General features: G+C 64.8%; 20 protein-coding genes. 9 read left to right on the top strand and 11 right to left on the bottom strand.

The genetic code is table 11. From position 1 onward, the window contains the following. Positions 1 to 104: 104 nt before the first annotated feature. A complete protein-coding gene (locus ACSKB9_RS11775) occupies positions 105 to 320 on the bottom strand; it encodes a hypothetical protein (RefSeq protein ID WP_016844293.1) in 216 nt (71 codons plus the stop codon). A gap of 230 nt (positions 321 to 550) precedes the next feature. On the opposite strand from ACSKB9_RS11775, the gene ACSKB9_RS11770 reads away from it, so the two are divergent. The 4 genes from ACSKB9_RS11770 to ACSKB9_RS11755 all read left to right on the top strand — a co-directional run bounded on the left by ACSKB9_RS11770 (position 551) and on the right by ACSKB9_RS11755 (position 2,912). Then, a complete protein-coding gene (locus tag ACSKB9_RS11770; protein WP_438073306.1) occupies positions 551 to 1,387 on the top strand; it encodes a metal-dependent phosphohydrolase in 837 nt (278 codons plus the stop codon). A gap of 112 nt (positions 1,388 to 1,499) precedes the next feature. Next, entirely contained in the window at positions 1,500 to 2,210 is a 711-nt protein-coding gene (locus ACSKB9_RS11765; protein ID WP_438073304.1) for a hypothetical protein, read from the top strand. 41 nt (positions 2,211 to 2,251) lie between these two features. Then, positions 2,252 to 2,524: a DUF3551 domain-containing protein gene (locus tag ACSKB9_RS11760; protein WP_438073302.1), complete on the top strand. Its 273-nt coding sequence runs from the start codon at positions 2,252 to 2,254 to the stop codon at positions 2,522 to 2,524. A gap of 115 nt (positions 2,525 to 2,639) precedes the next feature. Continuing rightward, positions 2,640 to 2,912 carry a DUF3551 domain-containing protein gene (locus tag ACSKB9_RS11755; RefSeq protein WP_016844297.1) on the top strand — a complete coding sequence of 91 codons (273 nt, stop codon included), beginning with the start codon at positions 2,640 to 2,642 and terminating at the stop codon, positions 2,910 to 2,912. A gap of 23 nt (positions 2,913 to 2,935) precedes the next feature. Here ACSKB9_RS11755 and ACSKB9_RS11750 read toward each other — a convergent pair whose 3' ends face one another. From ACSKB9_RS11750 to ACSKB9_RS11720, 7 genes are read right to left on the bottom strand one after another with little or no spacing between them, the layout of a single operon-like run. Continuing rightward, positions 2,936 to 4,135, bottom strand: a complete 1,200-nt coding sequence (locus ACSKB9_RS11750) for an FAD-dependent monooxygenase (RefSeq protein ID WP_438073300.1) — start codon at positions 4,133 to 4,135, stop codon at positions 2,936 to 2,938. A 10-nt stretch (positions 4,136 to 4,145) separates the two neighbouring features. Further along, complete coding sequence (locus tag ACSKB9_RS11745) at positions 4,146 to 4,541, bottom strand: hypothetical protein (RefSeq protein ID WP_283069726.1); 396 nt, start codon at positions 4,539 to 4,541, stop codon at positions 4,146 to 4,148. Between the two features lie 23 nt (positions 4,542 to 4,564). After that, the gene (locus ACSKB9_RS11740; protein WP_438073298.1) at positions 4,565 to 4,759 is read right to left on the bottom strand and encodes a hypothetical protein; all 195 of its coding nucleotides are present in this window, start codon (positions 4,757 to 4,759) and stop codon (positions 4,565 to 4,567) included. A 27-nt stretch (positions 4,760 to 4,786) separates the two neighbouring features. After that, on the bottom strand, positions 4,787 to 5,380 hold the full coding sequence (locus ACSKB9_RS11735; RefSeq protein WP_438073296.1) for a 3-phenylpropionate/cinnamic acid dioxygenase subunit beta: 594 nt from the start codon (positions 5,378 to 5,380) through the stop codon (positions 4,787 to 4,789). A gap of 31 nt (positions 5,381 to 5,411) precedes the next feature. Continuing rightward, complete coding sequence (locus ACSKB9_RS11730) at positions 5,412 to 6,218, bottom strand: SDR family NAD(P)-dependent oxidoreductase (protein WP_438073294.1); 807 nt, start codon at positions 6,216 to 6,218, stop codon at positions 5,412 to 5,414. Further along, positions 6,215 to 7,564, bottom strand: a complete 1,350-nt coding sequence (locus ACSKB9_RS11725; RefSeq protein ID WP_438073292.1) for an aromatic ring-hydroxylating oxygenase subunit alpha — start codon at positions 7,562 to 7,564, stop codon at positions 6,215 to 6,217. The genes ACSKB9_RS11730 and ACSKB9_RS11725 overlap by 4 nt, the downstream gene beginning before the upstream one ends. Positions 7,565 to 7,620: 56 nt before the next feature. Then, positions 7,621 to 8,856: an ABC transporter substrate-binding protein gene (locus ACSKB9_RS11720; RefSeq protein ID WP_438073290.1), complete on the bottom strand. Its 1,236-nt coding sequence runs from the start codon at positions 8,854 to 8,856 to the stop codon at positions 7,621 to 7,623. A 131-nt stretch (positions 8,857 to 8,987) separates the two neighbouring features. On the opposite strand from ACSKB9_RS11720, the gene ACSKB9_RS11715 reads away from it, so the two are divergent. Continuing rightward, positions 8,988 to 9,785 (top strand): IclR family transcriptional regulator, encoded by a 798-nt coding sequence (locus ACSKB9_RS11715; RefSeq protein ID WP_438073288.1) that lies wholly within the window; start codon positions 8,988 to 8,990, stop codon positions 9,783 to 9,785. On the opposite strand, the gene ACSKB9_RS11710 is transcribed toward ACSKB9_RS11715, so the two are convergent. Beyond that, positions 9,761 to 10,684 carry a ketopantoate reductase family protein gene (locus ACSKB9_RS11710; RefSeq protein ID WP_438073286.1) on the bottom strand — a complete coding sequence of 308 codons (924 nt, stop codon included), beginning with the start codon at positions 10,682 to 10,684 and terminating at the stop codon, positions 9,761 to 9,763. The genes ACSKB9_RS11715 and ACSKB9_RS11710 overlap by 25 nt on opposite strands. Between ACSKB9_RS11710 and ACSKB9_RS11705 the strand changes: the two genes are divergently transcribed. The 3 genes from ACSKB9_RS11705 to ACSKB9_RS11695 are packed head-to-tail and all read left to right on the top strand — an operon-like array spanning position 10,683 to position 12,485. After that, entirely contained in the window at positions 10,683 to 10,850 is a 168-nt protein-coding gene (locus tag ACSKB9_RS11705) for a hypothetical protein (protein ID WP_438073284.1), read from the top strand. The two genes, ACSKB9_RS11710 and ACSKB9_RS11705, sit on opposite strands and share 2 nt — an antisense overlap. Positions 10,851 to 10,884: 34 nt before the next feature. Further along, positions 10,885 to 11,700 carry an ABC transporter ATP-binding protein gene (locus ACSKB9_RS11700; protein WP_057015064.1) on the top strand — a complete coding sequence of 272 codons (816 nt, stop codon included), beginning with the start codon at positions 10,885 to 10,887 and terminating at the stop codon, positions 11,698 to 11,700. Further along, complete coding sequence (locus ACSKB9_RS11695; protein WP_225162587.1) at positions 11,700 to 12,485, top strand: ABC transporter permease; 786 nt, start codon at positions 11,700 to 11,702, stop codon at positions 12,483 to 12,485. Before ACSKB9_RS11700 ends, ACSKB9_RS11695 begins: the two co-directional genes overlap by 1 nt. Here ACSKB9_RS11695 and ACSKB9_RS11690 read toward each other — a convergent pair. Next, the gene (locus ACSKB9_RS11690) at positions 12,482 to 13,324 is read right to left on the bottom strand and encodes a helix-turn-helix transcriptional regulator (protein WP_438073281.1); all 843 of its coding nucleotides are present in this window, start codon (positions 13,322 to 13,324) and stop codon (positions 12,482 to 12,484) included. The genes ACSKB9_RS11695 and ACSKB9_RS11690 overlap by 4 nt on opposite strands. Before the next feature lie 92 nt (positions 13,325 to 13,416). Here ACSKB9_RS11690 and ACSKB9_RS11685 point away from each other — a divergent pair, with 92 nt between their 5' ends. Next, positions 13,417 to 14,301, top strand: coding sequence for an SDR family oxidoreductase (locus tag ACSKB9_RS11685; protein ID WP_438073279.1), 885 nt, complete (start codon positions 13,417 to 13,419; stop codon positions 14,299 to 14,301). Between the two features lie 72 nt (positions 14,302 to 14,373). Here the strand turns inward: ACSKB9_RS11685 and ACSKB9_RS11680 are convergent, their stop codons facing one another. After that, on the bottom strand, positions 14,374 to 15,699 hold the full coding sequence (locus tag ACSKB9_RS11680) for a 4Fe-4S binding protein (protein WP_438073278.1): 1,326 nt from the start codon (positions 15,697 to 15,699) through the stop codon (positions 14,374 to 14,376). Positions 15,700 to 15,820: the final 121 nt, after the last annotated feature.

Below are 15,820 nucleotides of genomic sequence, written 5' to 3'. Positions count from 1 at the left end.
GCCCATAAATTGGACTTTGACTCGAGGCGCGGGCGCCTGCGCGGTGGTTTCGCAGGCTGTTCCGGTCGAAGCGGGTCAGCCCCGTCCGAGGCTGTGAGCACACATCACACTTCGTTCTTGGGTACGTACTTGCCCATGATGCATTTATAGCTCTGCAGGTGCCATTCGTGATACGGCCCCTTGGCGAGCCAATCGGCGATGCCGATCTGCGCATTCACTGCGCAGGCGCCCATGGTGATGCCGGATTGGTCACTGGTGGTGACGACCTTTTCCATGCAGAGTTGAGCATTGCAGAGGATGGCGACGAGCGTAACGAGCATGACGGCCTTTATCAGTGGGGTTAACCCGGTCTGACCCGAATCATGCAGGGTTCATGCCACTATCAGCAGCTCTGGCGTCGCAGCCGACAAGACCGGGAAAGTACGGCCGGAGCGAATTGTCACGGCCGTCAGCGCGTAGCCGCACGCCCGTAGATACGCTATAGTCGCTGCCCAACTACGGCGTGAGATCGGGGCAAGCGAGGAACGTTGCGCGGTCGGGGGCTGCATCGATGATGACGTTACCTGAGTTGGCGGCAGGTGCTTTGGAGAAGTTTCTCGCCACGCATGTCAGCCGCACCTTCGGCGCTTCGCAGGCGCGCTTCGGCGAACTCCTGCCTGCCGCCGCGCGCATCGCGCTGGAATGCATCGGCAACAGCGACGCGCTCTACCACAATGTCGAGCACACCATGCTGGTCACGCTCGCCGGGCATGACATCATCCGCGGCCGCGCGCTGCACACCCACGTCACCGCCGAAGATTACACCCACACCATCATCGCCTGCCTGACTCACGACATCGGCTATGTGCGCGGTCTTTTGAAAGACGATGGACCCGATGGCTACGTCATCGATGCCTCCGGCAACAAGGTGGTGCTGCCGCGTGGCTCGTCGGATGCCGGCCTGATGCCGTATCATGTCGACCGCTCGAAGCTGTATGTGCTCGACAGGCTCGAGGCCGTCCTTCCACTCGATCGCGAGCGCGTCGCGCGCAACATCGAGGGTACGCGGTTTCCGGCGCCCGAAGGCCAGCAATATGACGATGAGGCGTCGATCGTCCGGGCGGCCGATTTCATCGGTCAGCTCGGCGATCCCAACTACATCAGGAAGGCCAACGCGCTCTATCACGAGTTCGAGGAGGTCGGCATCAACCGCCAGCTCGGCTATGAGTCGCCGGCCGATATCGTCGACCGCTATCCGCAATTCTACTGGAACATGGTTGCGCCGCACATTCAGGGTGCCATCAACTGCCTGAACATGACGGCAAGTGGTCGCCAATGGATAGCGAACCTTTATAGCAACGTGTTCCGCGCCGAGCGCGAGGTGACGCTGTCCGGCCCGCAAATCTGACGCTGCGGCCTTTCAGCACGGATTGTGCTGCGTTCCCCAGCCGTTCGCGTGGTGTCCACATTTAGGCCTGCTTCGTCGTTGCACAGTCCGTGGAAATCAGCGACCTTGCGCCATGGACCCCTCCAGCGACCGTGTTTTCGACCGCTTCAGCATGATCTCCCGTTTCGCTCAATTGATTGCGGCTGCCGTCCTCTGCTGGCCGGCGCTGGCCGTTGCTGCCGGTCCGGTCTACGACGTCGATCTGTACGCGTTGATGTCCGGCACTTGCCGCAATGTCACCGTTGCGGGCCGCAGCTACACCTGCAAGGCAGTCGCTTACTTTCACACCCTGCGCGGCCGTTCCGAATTCACCGTGGTGCTCGACGATCCCGCCGACAAGAGCCACATCATCTCGTTCTCCGGCGAGAGCACCGAGCGCACCCAGGACAATCTGTTCGAGCTCGCGGTCGACCGCATGTTGCTCAAGTCCAGCGACCGCCCGCGGGTGGATGGCCTGCCGGTGCCGCTGGTCGAGATGTCGACGGGCTCGTGCCGCCAGGTCGGAAGCTTCATCACGCGGCAGGTGTCCACCGTCACCTGCGCCGCGACCGACCAGAACGGCAAGAAGTACGAGCTGAGCTTCGAGTCGGACGGCTCGCCGATGACGTTGCGGCGGTTGCGGCAATCGACGCTGCCGTCCGAACGGCAGCGGGCGCGCCAGATCGCGCAGCTCGAATGCCGTCTCAAGGCGCGCGCCGCGCAAGTGCTGCCGCGGGACACGACGGCCTTCATGATCCGCTGCCTCGGTGAGGGCGACGGCAAGCCGGCCGACGAACAGCGATAGCCACGCGCCCGGCGATTCGTACCGGGCTTGAGGAGAATTCGATGAGTTTGAAACTCACCATCATCGCCGCCGTCGGCGTTTGCATCGCTGGGCCGGCCGCCGCACAGATGTACGATCCGAACTATCCGGTGTGCCTGGAAGTCTATGGCGGCAGGCTGACGCCCGAGTATATCGATTGCAGCTACACGTCGCTTCCGCAGTGTCAGGCGACGGCCTCGGGGCGCTCCGCGACGTGTTCGGTCAATCCGTTCTACAAAGGTCCGAAAAAGCCGCCGAAGCAACGGGGGCAGCGACAACGCCAGTCCGCCAACTAGCGCGCTCAGGCTTGCCGCCTGCCGTCGCTCAAGACTGTATGGCCGTCGTGTCCCCAGTGCGGTTGACTAACTCCGGCAGTTGTGAGGAAACGGTCCGAGCAATAAGGAGAATCCGATGCGCCTGAAACTTTTCGCGATCGCTGCGTTCGCGGTCGCGCTGGCCCGACCTGCCGCCGGACAGGCCTATGATCCGAACTATCCGGTCTGTTTGCATCTCTATAACGGGCCGATGGCCGGAGACCACATCGATTGCAGCTACACCTCGATCCCGCAGTGTCAGGCGACCGCATCGGGACTCTCTGCGATGTGCATCGTCAATCCCTTCTTCGCTCCTCCGCCACCACCGCCGGAACGTCCGGTGCGCCGCGGACGCCATCCCGTTCAATGAGGCGGGCCCGCGAACTCGTCCCGTCAGAGCGGCACACGCAAGGCATCGTAGGTGAACAGCCAGTCATAGCGCTCGCGCACCCGGTCCGGCTGCCATTCGCGCGAGACATAGGCATCAGCGCCTTCGGCATCGGCGAGTGCCGGATTGTGGAAGCGCCTGGCATTCTCGGCCGACTTCACCACGATCGCGTTGGTCCGCGTCAGCCGGGCGGTCTGGTAGCGCTGCAGCGCTTCCTCGGGCGGGAAGCGTTCGAGGCAGCGCGCCAGCACCGTGCCGTCCTCGACCGCCATGTTGGCGCCTTGCGCCAGGAACGGCAGCGTCGGATGCGCGGCGTCGCCGAGCAGGCAGGCGCGCCCGACGACGAAGCGATCGAGCGGGTCGCGGCCGAGCAGCGCCCATTTGTAGGGAATATCGAGACTCGCGATGATGGTGTGGATCTGCGGATTCCATCCGGCAAAGGCTCCGCTGCAGGCCTCGCGCGTGCCGCGCTCTGTCCACGATTCGACCGACCAGCTCTCGCCCTCGAAGATGCCGACGAAGTTCAACAGCTCGCCACGGCGCACCGGATAGGTGATGACGTGGCCGCCCGGGCCGATCCAGTTGGTGCCGACGTCGCGCCTGAGGGGTGGCGGTAGCCGTTCCATCGGCACCAGCCCGCGCCAGGCGGCCACGCCCGAGAAGAACGGCTTGGTGTCGCCGCCGATCTGCCGGCGAATTTCGGAGTGCACGCCGTCGGCACCGACCACGACGTCGCCGCGCCGACGCTCGCCATTGGCAAGGTGCAGCCAGATGCCGTCGCCGTCCTGGTCAAATCCGGTGCCGCGGCTGCCGAGATGCAGGCGCCCCGGCGCCCGGGCCGTGAATGCGTCGACCAGCACGCGGTGAAAGTCGCCGCGATGCACCATCCAGTAGGGCGCGCCATAGATCGCGCGCGAGGAGGCGCCGAGGTCGAACAGTTTCCAGGTCCGCCCGGTGCTGAACAGCCTGATCTCCTTGCCCGAGGGCTCGCAGGCGATGGCCTGCATCTCTTGCTCGAGGCCGAGCGCGATGAGGACGCTGGTGCCATTGGCGCTGAGCTGGACACCGGCGCCGAGCTCGCGCAGCTCGGACGCCTGCTCGAAGATCTCGACTTCGATGCCACGCTGCAGCAGCGACAATCCGGCGACGAGACCGCCGATCCCGGCGCCGGCAATCAGGACCTTCGGTTTGCGGTGTGTACTCACGCGAACTCCGCTATCTGCGCGTGATCAGGAAGTCGTCGGTGAATTCGCCGCGCGACAGCTTGACCGGGATCTCGCCGTCACTGCCGATCTCGACGATCTCCGAGCCGGACTTGTTATCCTCAGGGGTTAACAGCTCGATGCGCTCGGCGATCCGCTCCGCCTGCCAATCGGTCAGCTTCCAGGCAAACCGGCCGCCGAGATCGCGCATGCCGAATTCGTCGTCGGCAGGCGCCAGCACCAGCGCGTCGCGCGAGACGGCGCCGGGAATCCGCTCCGCGACGGCAATGGTCTGCGGGTCCTCGGCAAAGCGCCGCAGCAGCATTGCCAGCGCGGCGAGATCGGCGGCTTCGCCGAGGAACAGGAACAGTGGATGAAAATCGCTCGGCATGTATTCAAATCGCAGCATGATCGTCGGTCCGTTGACTGGGACTACTCGCTGAGCACCTTGATGACGTCCTGGGCGTGGCACAGCTCCACCGTGCCGACGTCGGCGGGCCGGGCAGGGCACTCCAGATAGCGCACCTGCAGCCACTGGCCGTCGTCCATGTTCTCCACCACTTCTGCGATGACGCCGGCCTCCAGTTTCAGCCGCGTCCCCACCTTGATCGCCATCACGTCAATCATCGCTGCCCTTGCAATCCTTGGACCCGCTCAAAAGAACGTCGTGAGATTCTTGGCCAGCAGGATATTCTGTTCAAGCAGTATCTCGCGTCGCGCGATCTTCCAGGCAGTGTCGATCAGGCGCAGCGTGTTGTTGCGGCGGCCGACGAAGATGTAGGTCTCGTACTCGACGCGGTTCTGGTAGACGAGGAAGCGGCCGGTGACGTCGAGCTCGCGCGCCGCGCCGATCTCCGGCCGCGCGCCCTTGATCTGCACATTGCTGACCATGTGCGTGATCCGCGACAGCGGCTCCTCGGCATAGTGCACGCCGGTCAGGATCTGCTCGACCCGTTTGGTCAATGTCCATTTGTCCTCGTCGAACCAGCTGATGCCTTCACCGCGTTTGGTGTTCTCGCGCGCGGCCTGCTGGCCGAACTTCACGTTGCGGCGGATCGGCATGAAATAGCTGATGTCGTCGGTGAGTAGCTCGAGCCAGTCGCGGAAGCGCCGGTCGTCGAGCAAATCGGCCTCGTGGTAGTAGAAATCCTCGACATCGGCCTTCAGCCGGTAGTAGGCCGCGGATCGCTCGATCGCAGCGTTGCCGGCGTGTTGCTGTTTGTCCTGATCCTGAACGGTCGTCGTCATCGCTATCTCCTCATCAGGCATCGCAGGGTTGTCAGAGCGCCGTCTTTGGCGGGATCGGTCCGCCCTGCTGGGCGAAGCACCCGACATCGATCACGGCGCCGGACAGCGTTTCCGCTTCCGGCGACAGCAGGAAGGCGACCACATTGGCGATGTCGTCACCGGCGGCGACGCGGCCCGCAGCGGTGCCCGGTGCGCCCTTGCCGAAACGCGCCGCATCGCCGCCGACACGGCCGAGGCTCATGCCGCTGACGATGCCGCCGCCACCGGGGATCACGGTGTTGACGCGGATGCGCTGGTGGAAGAAGTCGTAGGCCATCGCTGCGCTGAGCGCGACGACGCCACCCTTGCTCGCGCTGTAGACCGCCATGTTCGGCTTGCCCCAGCCGGCGCCGGAGCCGATGTTGACGATCGAGCCGCCGCCTTGCGCGATCATGTGCGGGATCACGGCGCGGCTGGTCAGATACGGTCCCTTCAGATTGACGGCGATGATCCGGTCGAACAGCGCCTCGTCGGTGTCGAGCACCGTGCCGAGCGGGCCGATCGCAGCGTTGTTGACGATGCCATCGATGCGCCCGAACCGCGCCATCGCGTGCGCGACCACCTTGGCAACATCGCCGGCCTGCGACACATCGGCTTCCATCAATTCGGCGGAGAGCCCTTCTCGATCAAGCTCCTCGCGCAGGGCCGGAATGGCGTTCTGCGCGGTACTCGAGACCTGCGGCGCCTCGAGAGCGAAGGCGACGACCGCGTGGCCGCGCCGCGCGAGGCCGAGCGTGATCGCGCGGCCGATGCCGAAGGTGCCCCCGCTGACGAGGACGGTTTTTGCGGGCGCGGTCATTCTGCGGCCTGCCGGTTGCCAGCGGGCGATCCGAGCAATTCGTGCCAGTCGCCGCCCTGCATGTAGGTGGTCCAGCGGCGGTAGAAGCCGCGCGCGATCTGCTCGGTGACTTGCGTCGAGACATCGCCGCCGAGCGGATGATCGGTGACGTAGGCGCCCATCGACTGCTGATAGTTGAAGGGATAGCGCCGCGCGACCGTGCCGGTGCTCGCCGCGGTGGCATAGAGCCAGTTCTCCATGTCGTCCTGTTCGGTCATCCCGGCCGGGCCGGAGTAGCGCATATAGTAGCGGCGCAGATATTCCTTGGCTTCCTTCGGCGCGTCCTTGTCGACCAGGAAGAAGCGCCAGCCTTCGGTCGAGGTCGGGCTGTGCGGATGCCAGGCGCAAAGTCCGCGCGGCTGGCGACCATGATAGGACGTGTTGGGGAAGATCGTGCCGACGAACGGCAGCAGCCGCGCCCCTTCGCCGAGCCGCCGCTTGCGCTCCTCGAAACAGTGCCGGAAGTATTTTTCGAGGATCGGGTTGTCGAGGAAGGACTCGATGTATTCATTGGCCTCCGGCTGGATCGCGCTGTGCACGCCATGGCCTTCCGGAAAGCTGATCCAGACGTGCTGCGCCTTCTCCAGCTCGTCGTCACGGCGGCCCTTCTTGCCGGCGGCAGCGCTCGGCCCGATGCCGATCAGGTCGACCGAGCGGTGGCTCGGGTTGTGATAGGTGTCGCCGAGGAAATTCTCGGCGGCGAACTTCCAGTTGGCGGGGAACACCCATTTGTGGACGCCGATCACCTCGGAGCCGCCCTCGCGGCCGTCGCGGCAGTCGAGCGCCTGGTCGAGATGGACCTTGGCATCGCCGAGATAGGTGATGAAGTCGGGCGCGTCCTTGTCCCAGGTCGCCCAGATCGAGCCCTTGTAATTGCAGAGCTTCGCCACCGAGACCAGCGAGTTGGCGTCGCGGTCGAGCACCCCGTCGTACAGCGTCCGGTGCAGCGGAACGCCCTGCAGCTTGCCGTCGGTGGTGTAGGTCCAGCTATGATAGGGGCAGGTGAACAATGACGTGTTGCCCTGCTCGTAGCGGCACACCTTCATGCCGCGGTGCCGGCACGAATTGAGAAAGACGTGGATCTCGCCCTTCTTGTCGCGGCAGAGGATGACGGATTCCTCGCCCATCCGCGACGTGTAGAAATCGCCGGGATTGGGCACCAGGCTTTCGTGCCCGACCAGCAGCCAAGCGCGGGTGAAGACCTTGTCGAGCTCCTGGCGATAGATATCGGCATCCACGAAGATCTCGCGGCTGATGAAGCCACCCTTGACGTCAACAAGCTGATCCAAATCGTTGCGAAGCGGCATCGGCTCCTCCTTGATCTTGCATGCGCGACCGTGCGTCGCGGCGATAATGGTGCGTCCTACTTGTCGAGCTTGCAGCCGCCCGTTCCCTCGGGGCGGAAGGCCTTGTCGCCGGGGATGGCCGCGATCTTCTGGTAGTAGTCCCAGGGATATTTGCTCTCATCCGGCTTCTTCACGCGGTAGAGCGAGAGGTCGTAGACGACGCGGCCGTCTTTGCGGATGTGCGCGGGGCGGCCGAAGAAATCGACCAGCAGCTTGCGCATCTCGGCATTCACCGCCTTCGCCTCGTCGCTGCCGCCGGCCTCGATCGCCTGCAGATAGTGGCGCACGGCGGCGTAGGTCGCGGCCTGCAATTTGGTCGGTTCGCGCTTCTCGATCTCGATGAAGCGCTTGGCGAAGGCGCGGGTGCCGTCGTCATCATCCCAGTAGTATTGGGACGCGATGTACATGCCCTGCGCGTCGCGCAGGCCGATCGAATGGACGTCGGAGATGAAGGTCAGCATGCCGACGATGGTCTGCCCGCCCTGTTGCAGGCCGAATTCGTGGGTCTGCTTCACCGCGTTGACGGTGTCGGCGCCGGTGCCGGCCAGCGCCACCACCTTGGCGCCGGAGCTCTGCGCGGCCAGCAAAAAGGATGAGAAGTCGGTGGTGTTGAAGGGATAGCGCACCGCGCCGATCACCTTGCCGCCCGTATCGGTCACCGCGCGCGAGGCATCCTTCACCATCGCGGTGCCGAACGAGTAATCGACCGCGACGAAGAACCATTCCTTGCCGACGCGGCGGCTCAGCTCGCCGACCAGGCCGGCCGACAGTGCGTAGGTGTCGTCGGCCCAATGCGTGACGACGGGCGAGCATTTGTCGCCGGTCAAATCGGACGTCGCGGCGCCCGAGACCAGCGCGGTGCGGTTGCTCTGCGTTGCAAGGCCGGCGACGGCGAGTCCGACCGAGCTCACGGCGAGATCGGTCACCGCGTCGACATGCTCGACGTCGAACCATTGCCGCGCGATTCCGACCGCGACGTCCGGCTTGTTCTGGTGATCCGCCGAGATGATCTCGATCGGCTTGCCCAGCACCTTGTTGTGAAAATCCTCAGCGGCAAGCTTGGCGGCGGTCACCGAGCCCGGCCCGCCGAGATCGCGGCCGCTGCCGTAGTCACCCAGCAGCGCAATCCGCACTACGCCGTCCGAGATGCCTGAGCCGTCGGGTGCGGCGTACGCCAGCGGCGCTGTGAGCATCAGCGTGGCGATCGCGGCGGCGGCCCATCTGCGCGAGGTGTTTGTCTCCAGCAATTCCAATCCTCCCGTCGATTTTTCGCATGTCCATCTAGTGGACATTATTCTCATAATTTGCGATACTATCCGCGCGGGCCGATTGGTCAAGCGCGCTGGATGCAGCGCGCCCCTGCCGATTTTGCGGATGTGGACGGATGGCAAAGAAACCGAAGGCGGAGGTTCTGGACGCGGAGCAGGGGGCGTCAGGCGTGCGGGCCGTCGACCGCGCCATCGCGATCCTGCAATGCTTCACGCCGGATCAGCCGGCGATGAGCGTGATCGAGATCCAGAAGCGGGTTGGGCTGAGCCGGCCGACGCTCTATCGCCTGCTGCAGACGCTGGCGCAGCGCGACCTGATCCAGGCCGAAGGCGACCCGCAGCGTTTCCGGTTGTCGCACGGCGTGATGAAGCTGGCCCATGTCTGGCTGAAGGGTCTCGAGGTGGTCGCGATCGCGCGCCCGGTCGTCGAAGGCCTGCGCGAGGCGACCGGCGAGACCGCAGCGTTGTTCCGCGAGCAGGACGATCGCGGCATCTGCATCCTCGAATGCGAGAGCCGTCACGTGCTCTCGATCAGCCGCGGCGTCGGCCACAGTCTGAGCCTGATCCAGGGATCGACCGGCAAGGCGATGCTGGCCTTCATGGACCCGAAGCGGCAAGCCGCGCTTCTTGCCAGCATTGCAAAGAGCGCGGACCGTGCGCGGCTCGAGGACGCGCTGAGCTTTGCGCGGCGCAACGGCTATGCGACCAGCCATGGCGAGATCTTCGCCGGCGCGGTCGCTGTCTCCGCGCCGTGTTTCGATCACCGCGGCGAGGTGGTCGGTTCGGTCGGCCTCTACGGGCCGAGCGCGCGCATCGACGAGCGGAAGCTATTGGAATATTCAAAGCTGGTGCGCGAGGCCGGCCGGCAGATTTCGGTTCTGCTTGGCTATCAGGACGGCGCGCCCATCGCATAGGGCTTCAACACCGCATAGAGCATGTCGTGCGTCGGCGTCGGGACGCCGAGCTTGCGGCCGAGCTCCACCACCTTGCCGTTCAGCCACGGCAGTTCGAGCCGGTTGCCACGCTCAAGATCGAGCGCCATCGAGGCCTTCATCGCAGGTGGCGCGTGTCCGATGAAGTCGAGCACTTTCGTCAGCGCATCCGGCGGCAGCTCGATGCCGTTGGCGTGCGCGATGGCGATGATCTCCTCGCAAGCCGATACGAAGAGCGGGCGCAAATCGGGATCGTCGCGCAGCTTGCCGATCGGCAGCCTGGTGACCGCGGTCATGCCGGCATTGGTAGCGAGGCCGACGAACTTCATCCAGAGCTCGGTATTGATCTGCTCGCTCAAGGTCGCGTCGAAGCCGGCCTTCAGGCAGAGATCGAGCAGCGCCTTGCCGCGCGGCGTGATGCGGCCGTCGAGCTCACCGAAGATCATGCGCATGAAGGTGCCGACCTGGTTGATGACGCCAGGCTTGATGATCGAGGCCGAGATCTGTGCCACGCCGCCCATCACCGCGTTGCGTCCCAGAATCGGGACCAGCCTGTCGGGCGCGTCGATGCCGTTCTGCAGCGGGATCACCGCGGTGTCGGGGCCGACCATCGGCCTGATGTGTTGGCCGGCGCTCTCGACGTCCCACAGCTTGACGCAGAACAGCACGATATCGACCGGGCCGACGCTTGCCGGATCGTTGGTCGCCTGGGTCGGGACCAGATGGGTTTCGCCGCGGCCACCCTGAACCTTCAGCCCCTCGCTGCGCATCGCGGCCAAATGAGCGCCGCGCGCGATAAAGGTGACGTCGGCGCCGGCATGCGCGAGCGCCGCACCAAAGCCGCCCCCGACGCCTCCGGCGCCCACCACTGCGATCCGCATGATCGTCTCCTTGTCCGTCGCTTTGGGCTGCAGCCTCGACGATGTCGGCGCAATGCGCAAGCCGGTTGCGCAATTGCGCAACCCCGGCCTGTCTGAAAATCGCGTGACCACAGCCTTGTTTGCTACGCCATCTTCCTGCGTTGAACTTGCACGCCCGAACCGCTAAGCCATCTCGGAAAGTTCGGGAGGGATGCGTGGCGATGACGGAGCCGACGGCGGTCGCGCTTGACAGTGCGACGGTGGCGTTTCGGTTGGCGGATGGACGCGTCTATACCGCGGTCGAACGGGCCAATCTTTCGGTTGATCATGGCGAGTTCGTCGCCATTGTCGGCCCGACCGGATGCGGGAAGTCGACGCTGCTTAACGTCACGGCCGGGCTGCTCAAGCCCGCGGCCGGAACAGCAAGGATCTTCGACAAGCCGCTGAGCGGCCTCAACCGCGATGCCGGCTACCTGTTCCAGGCCGATGCGCTGTTCCCCTGGAAGACCGCGATCGACAATGTCGCGATCGGGCTCGAGATATCAGGCACGCCGCGCGCCGAGGCGCTCGCGCGCGCGCAGAAATGGCTGACCTCGGTCGGGCTCGGCGCCTTCGCCAATCGCTATCCGCACATGCTGTCGGGCGGCCAGCGCAAGCGTGTTGCGCTGGCGCAGGTCCTGATCCGCGATCCGAAGATCCTCCTGATGGACGAGCCGTTCGGTCCGCTGGACGCCCAGACCCGGCAGATCATGGGCAATCTGCTCTTGGAATTGTGGAGCGCCGACCGCAAGGCGGTGCTGTTCGTCACCCACGATCTCGAGGAGGCGATCGCGCTGGCCGATCGCGTGGTGATCATGTCGGCCGGTCCTTCCGCGCGCATCATCGGCGACTGGCGCATCACGCTGCCGCGGCCGCGCGACATCGCCGAGATCCGGATGGAGAAGGATTTCCATGCCCTGCACCGCGAGATCTGGGGCGTGCTGAAGGACGAGGTGATGAAGGGCTATGTGCAGTCGACTCAGGCGGGAGCTGCCTGATGTCGCGCGTCACGCTGTTGTCCCTGCAGGTTCTGGTCGCCGTCGTCACGCTGGCGCTGTGGCAGGTCTTCTCCACCGTGCCGGTGTTCGGCAAGGTGCTGCTGCCGCCGTTCTTCTTCTCCAATCCGGTCGACGTCTTCAGCCAGATCGTGAAATGGTTCTCGACCGGGGTGATCTGGAAGCATCTCGCGATCACGCTGTGGGAATCCATCCTCGCCTTCGTGATCGGCTCGGCCGGCGGCATTCTGGTCGGCTTCTGGTTCGCGCGGCAGCCGCGCGTCGCCGCGGTGTTCGATCCCTATGTGAAGATGGTCAACGCGCTGCCGCGCGTGGTGTTGGCGCCGATCTTCGCGCTGTGGTTCGGGCTCGGCGTCTGGTCCAAGGTCGCGCTCGGCGTGACCCTGGTGTTCTTCATCGTGTTCTTCAACGTCTACCAGGGCGTCAAGGAAGTACCGACCACGGTGCTCGACAATGGCCGCATGCTCGGCATGAACGAGCGGCAGCTGATGCGCCACGTCTACTGGCCGTCGGCGCTGTCCTGGATGTTCTCCTCGCTGCACACCTCGGTCGGCTTTGCCGTGGTCGGCGCGGTGGTCGGCGAATATCTCGGCTCCGCCGCCGGCCTCGGCTACCTGATCCAGCAGGCCGAGGGCGTCTTCGACGTCGCCGGCGTGTTCGCGGGCATGTTCGTGCTGTCCGCCTTCGTCATCCTGATCGACATGGGCGTGACGATGGTCGAGAATCGGCTGCTGGTGTGGCGGCCGACGCCGGTGACGCGTGATTAGGGCACTGCCGGCGCGGCCTCGATCAACCCGCGGATATTCTCCGTCACCTCCGGGTGAATCGGATTGTAGACGATCATGCTGAGGTCGGGTCGGCCGTCGACCGCGAACGCCGAATATTCGAACTTGACCGGGCCCAGGATCGGATGCCGGAGCTGCTTGACGCCTTCGCCGTGCGTTCGCACGTCGTTGTCGCGCCACAGCGCCGCGAATTCCGGACTGAGCCGGCAGAGCTCGTCGACGAACGGTTGCACCTCGGCAGCGGCGCCGGCGCGTGCCGCGTCCACCCTGAAGGCGCCGACCACGAAGCGCGCCACGCTGGCCCAGTCATGTTGTGCGGCGCGGACGCGCGGATCGAGGAACATGAAGCGCAGCACGTTGCGTTCGCGCGGCGGCAGGGAGCCGTAGTCCGTCAGCATCACGGTCGCGGCCCGGTTCCAGGCGACGATATCCCAGGTCGCGGTGCGTATCACGGCGGGGCGCGGCTCCAGCGCGTCGAGCACGCGCTGCAGCCGGGGCGTGACGCCTTCGCTCTTCTGGTAGCGCACCTCGGGCGTGCGTCCGAGACCGAGCAGGAACAGATGCTCGCGCTCGACGTCGGTCAGCATCAGCGCACGCGCGATGCGGTCGAGCACATCGGCCGAGGGCGCGCCGCCGCGGCCCTGTTCGAGCCAGGTGTACCAGGTCGCGCTGATGTTGGCGCGCTGCGCCACCTCGTCGCGGCGCAGGCCCGGCGTGCGCCGCCGCTCCGGCGGAAAGCCGAACACGGCCGGATCGAGCTTGCTGCGGCGGTCCTTCAGGTAGGCACCGAGCAGGTTCTCTTGCGCGAGCGGTTCGCTCATCCTGTTAGCTATTATACCATGATAAGGTCACTACTTTAACAGGATAGCGCGCAGGGCCAGATTTGTCTCCAACGAAACCTGGAGACTTCCTCATGCGTGTGTTCGTCACTGGTGCCACCGGATTTATCGGCACTCCCGTCGTCAAGGACCTGATCGCCGCCGGACATCAGGTTCTTGGTGTGGCCCGTTCGGACGAGGGGGCGAACGCGATCTCTGCCATTGGCGCGGAGGTTCTTCGCGGCTCGCTCGAGGACCTTGATAGCTTACGCAAGGGGGCAAGCGCTTCGGATGCTGTCATTCACCTGGGCTTCGTTCACGACTGGTCTAATTTCGCGAAGAGTTGCGAGATCGACCGCCGCGCCATCGAAGCCTTGGGCTCTGTTCTGGCTGGATCGGACAGGCCATTGATCGTAACCGGAGGCTTGGCGGGATTGGCCAAGCCCGGCCAGATCGCGACTGAGCACCAAACGATATCGCCGGATTTCCCATTCCCCCGCGTGTCGGAACAGACGGCCCTGTCGCTGAACGGCGTCCGCGCGTCGGCCATGCGTCTTCCCCAGGTTCACGATCCTGTCAGGCAGGGTCTCATCACCCCCTTGATCGCGGTGTACCGCGAAAAGGGCGCGTGCGCCTATCTCGGCGATGGGCAAAATCGCTGGCCGGCGGCGCATGTTCTCGACGTGGCGCGTCTCTACCGGCTGGCCATCGAAAAGGCTGAGCCGAACGCAAGGTATCACGCCGTCGCGGAAGAGGGGGTCTCGATGCGCGATCTTGCCGAAACGATCGGACGGCGGCTGAAGCTGCCGGTCAAATCCATCGCCCCGCAAGAGGCGCAGGCCTTCTTTGGCTGGCTCGGCACGTTCGCGGCATACGACATGGCGGCTTCCAGCGAGCAGACGCGCAGGAAGCTTGGATGGCAGCCGACCGGGCCGGGGTTGATTGCCGATCTCGAACAGCTGATCGATTCCGCGCAGTAAGAAGCAGCGCAGTAGGATGCGTAGGGTGGGATAGCCGAAGGCGTATGCCACCCTACGCATCTACGCTGCGGCTCAGAGGGGGAAGCACCGCATGTAGGCGGCGAACAATGCTTCGTCGCTGTAGCTCACCAGCTTCGCGGCAATCGCGTCGGCCAGTTCGAGGTCGCGGTTCTGCACGCGCAGCCAGGCCTGGGTATCGGCGGTGATGGTCAGAGCCGCCTCTCCGACATGCCGTCCCGGCACGACCTGGAGATCCTTGCCCTTGATCGCAACGGTCATGTCCAGCGCGCTCGTGCCGGTGAAGCGCAGATGCGTCACGAAATCCAGACCTCGGGCCCTGCCGCGCTGGAATCCGAGCGAGAGCGAAAAGATATAGGCCTGCAGGCTGCCGGTATGGCGGCCGGACGTGACATGCTGAAGCTTTTTGTGCGGAAAGCGCCGCGTCACCGTGTCCTCGGCGTAGGTATCCGGGATCACGTAGACGAACTCGTCCTTGTCGATCAGCGGCTGCACCACATCGGAGAAGTGGGCGTCGCGATCGTGGAGGAAGGGGCCGATCACGTCTTCGCCGGCCGGGCAGGCCGAAATGCAATAGGCCGCCTTGTAGCCAGGCTTGAACGACAGCGATTGCCAGATGTTTAGCGTCTCGGTGCGGGGAACGCGGGCACGATAATCCCTCGCGTCCTTTGCATCCGCGACCTTCTCCACCCATTGCGAGAAGTTGCCGAGAAAGTCGTGATAGTTGTGGGTGTGGCAGGACAGGAAGTCGAAGCCGCCGTTCGGCTTGATGGCGCCGACCGGGCAGGCGGCGACGCACAATTTGCACTCCAGGCAGGGATTGTAGTCGATCGGATGGTCATGGGCGTCGACCTCGCATCCGAGCAGGATGGTGCCGAGCAGGACGAAGCTGCCGAATTTCGGGTGGATGACGCTGCGATGGATTCCCATGCGGCCGAGACCGGCTTCCACCGCGATCGGCTTGTGCTGGACCATCATGATCCTGGGCAGGTCCATCTCCATCGGGAACGCGGCAACCGAGTTGCAGGCCGGGATGCCGTGCTCGTCGAGCGCGCGAACGATGGCACGCGCGGTTTCGTTGACGTGATCGTAGGTGCTGTGGAATTCCTCGTTGGCGACCGAGCGCGAGGGCGAGCGCACCGGCTCGCGGTTCATGTGGCAGACGATCGCGAGCAGGGAGCGCGTCCGGCCATAGACCTTGCGAATGAAGTCCCGCTGCGGCGCGATGGCGGTCCGTTCGAACTCGATGATGCCGACATCGTCGGCTCCGCATCTGCGCGCGATGTCCTTGATCAGCTGCGATGAAACCGGGACGTCGCGGACCGGTTCGCTGCTGCGCGCGCGCACGGTCCTGACCGTGGGGTGATCGTCGAGGCTCATGGGTCCGGCTTTCCATAAAATGACGCTCGTAATATTATGGATGGCCGGACGTTAGGCAAGCGAATTATCCGGCGAAGAACGGTTGCAAGAACTGCAGGCCCGGCCACGCGGCCAGTGACGC

The organism is Bradyrhizobium sp. BR 1433, from assembly GCF_051547665.1.
GTDB classification, from domain to species: Bacteria; Pseudomonadota; Alphaproteobacteria; order Rhizobiales; family Xanthobacteraceae; genus Bradyrhizobium; species Bradyrhizobium australafricanum.
This window is presented reverse-complemented; position numbering and strand designations above follow the sequence as displayed.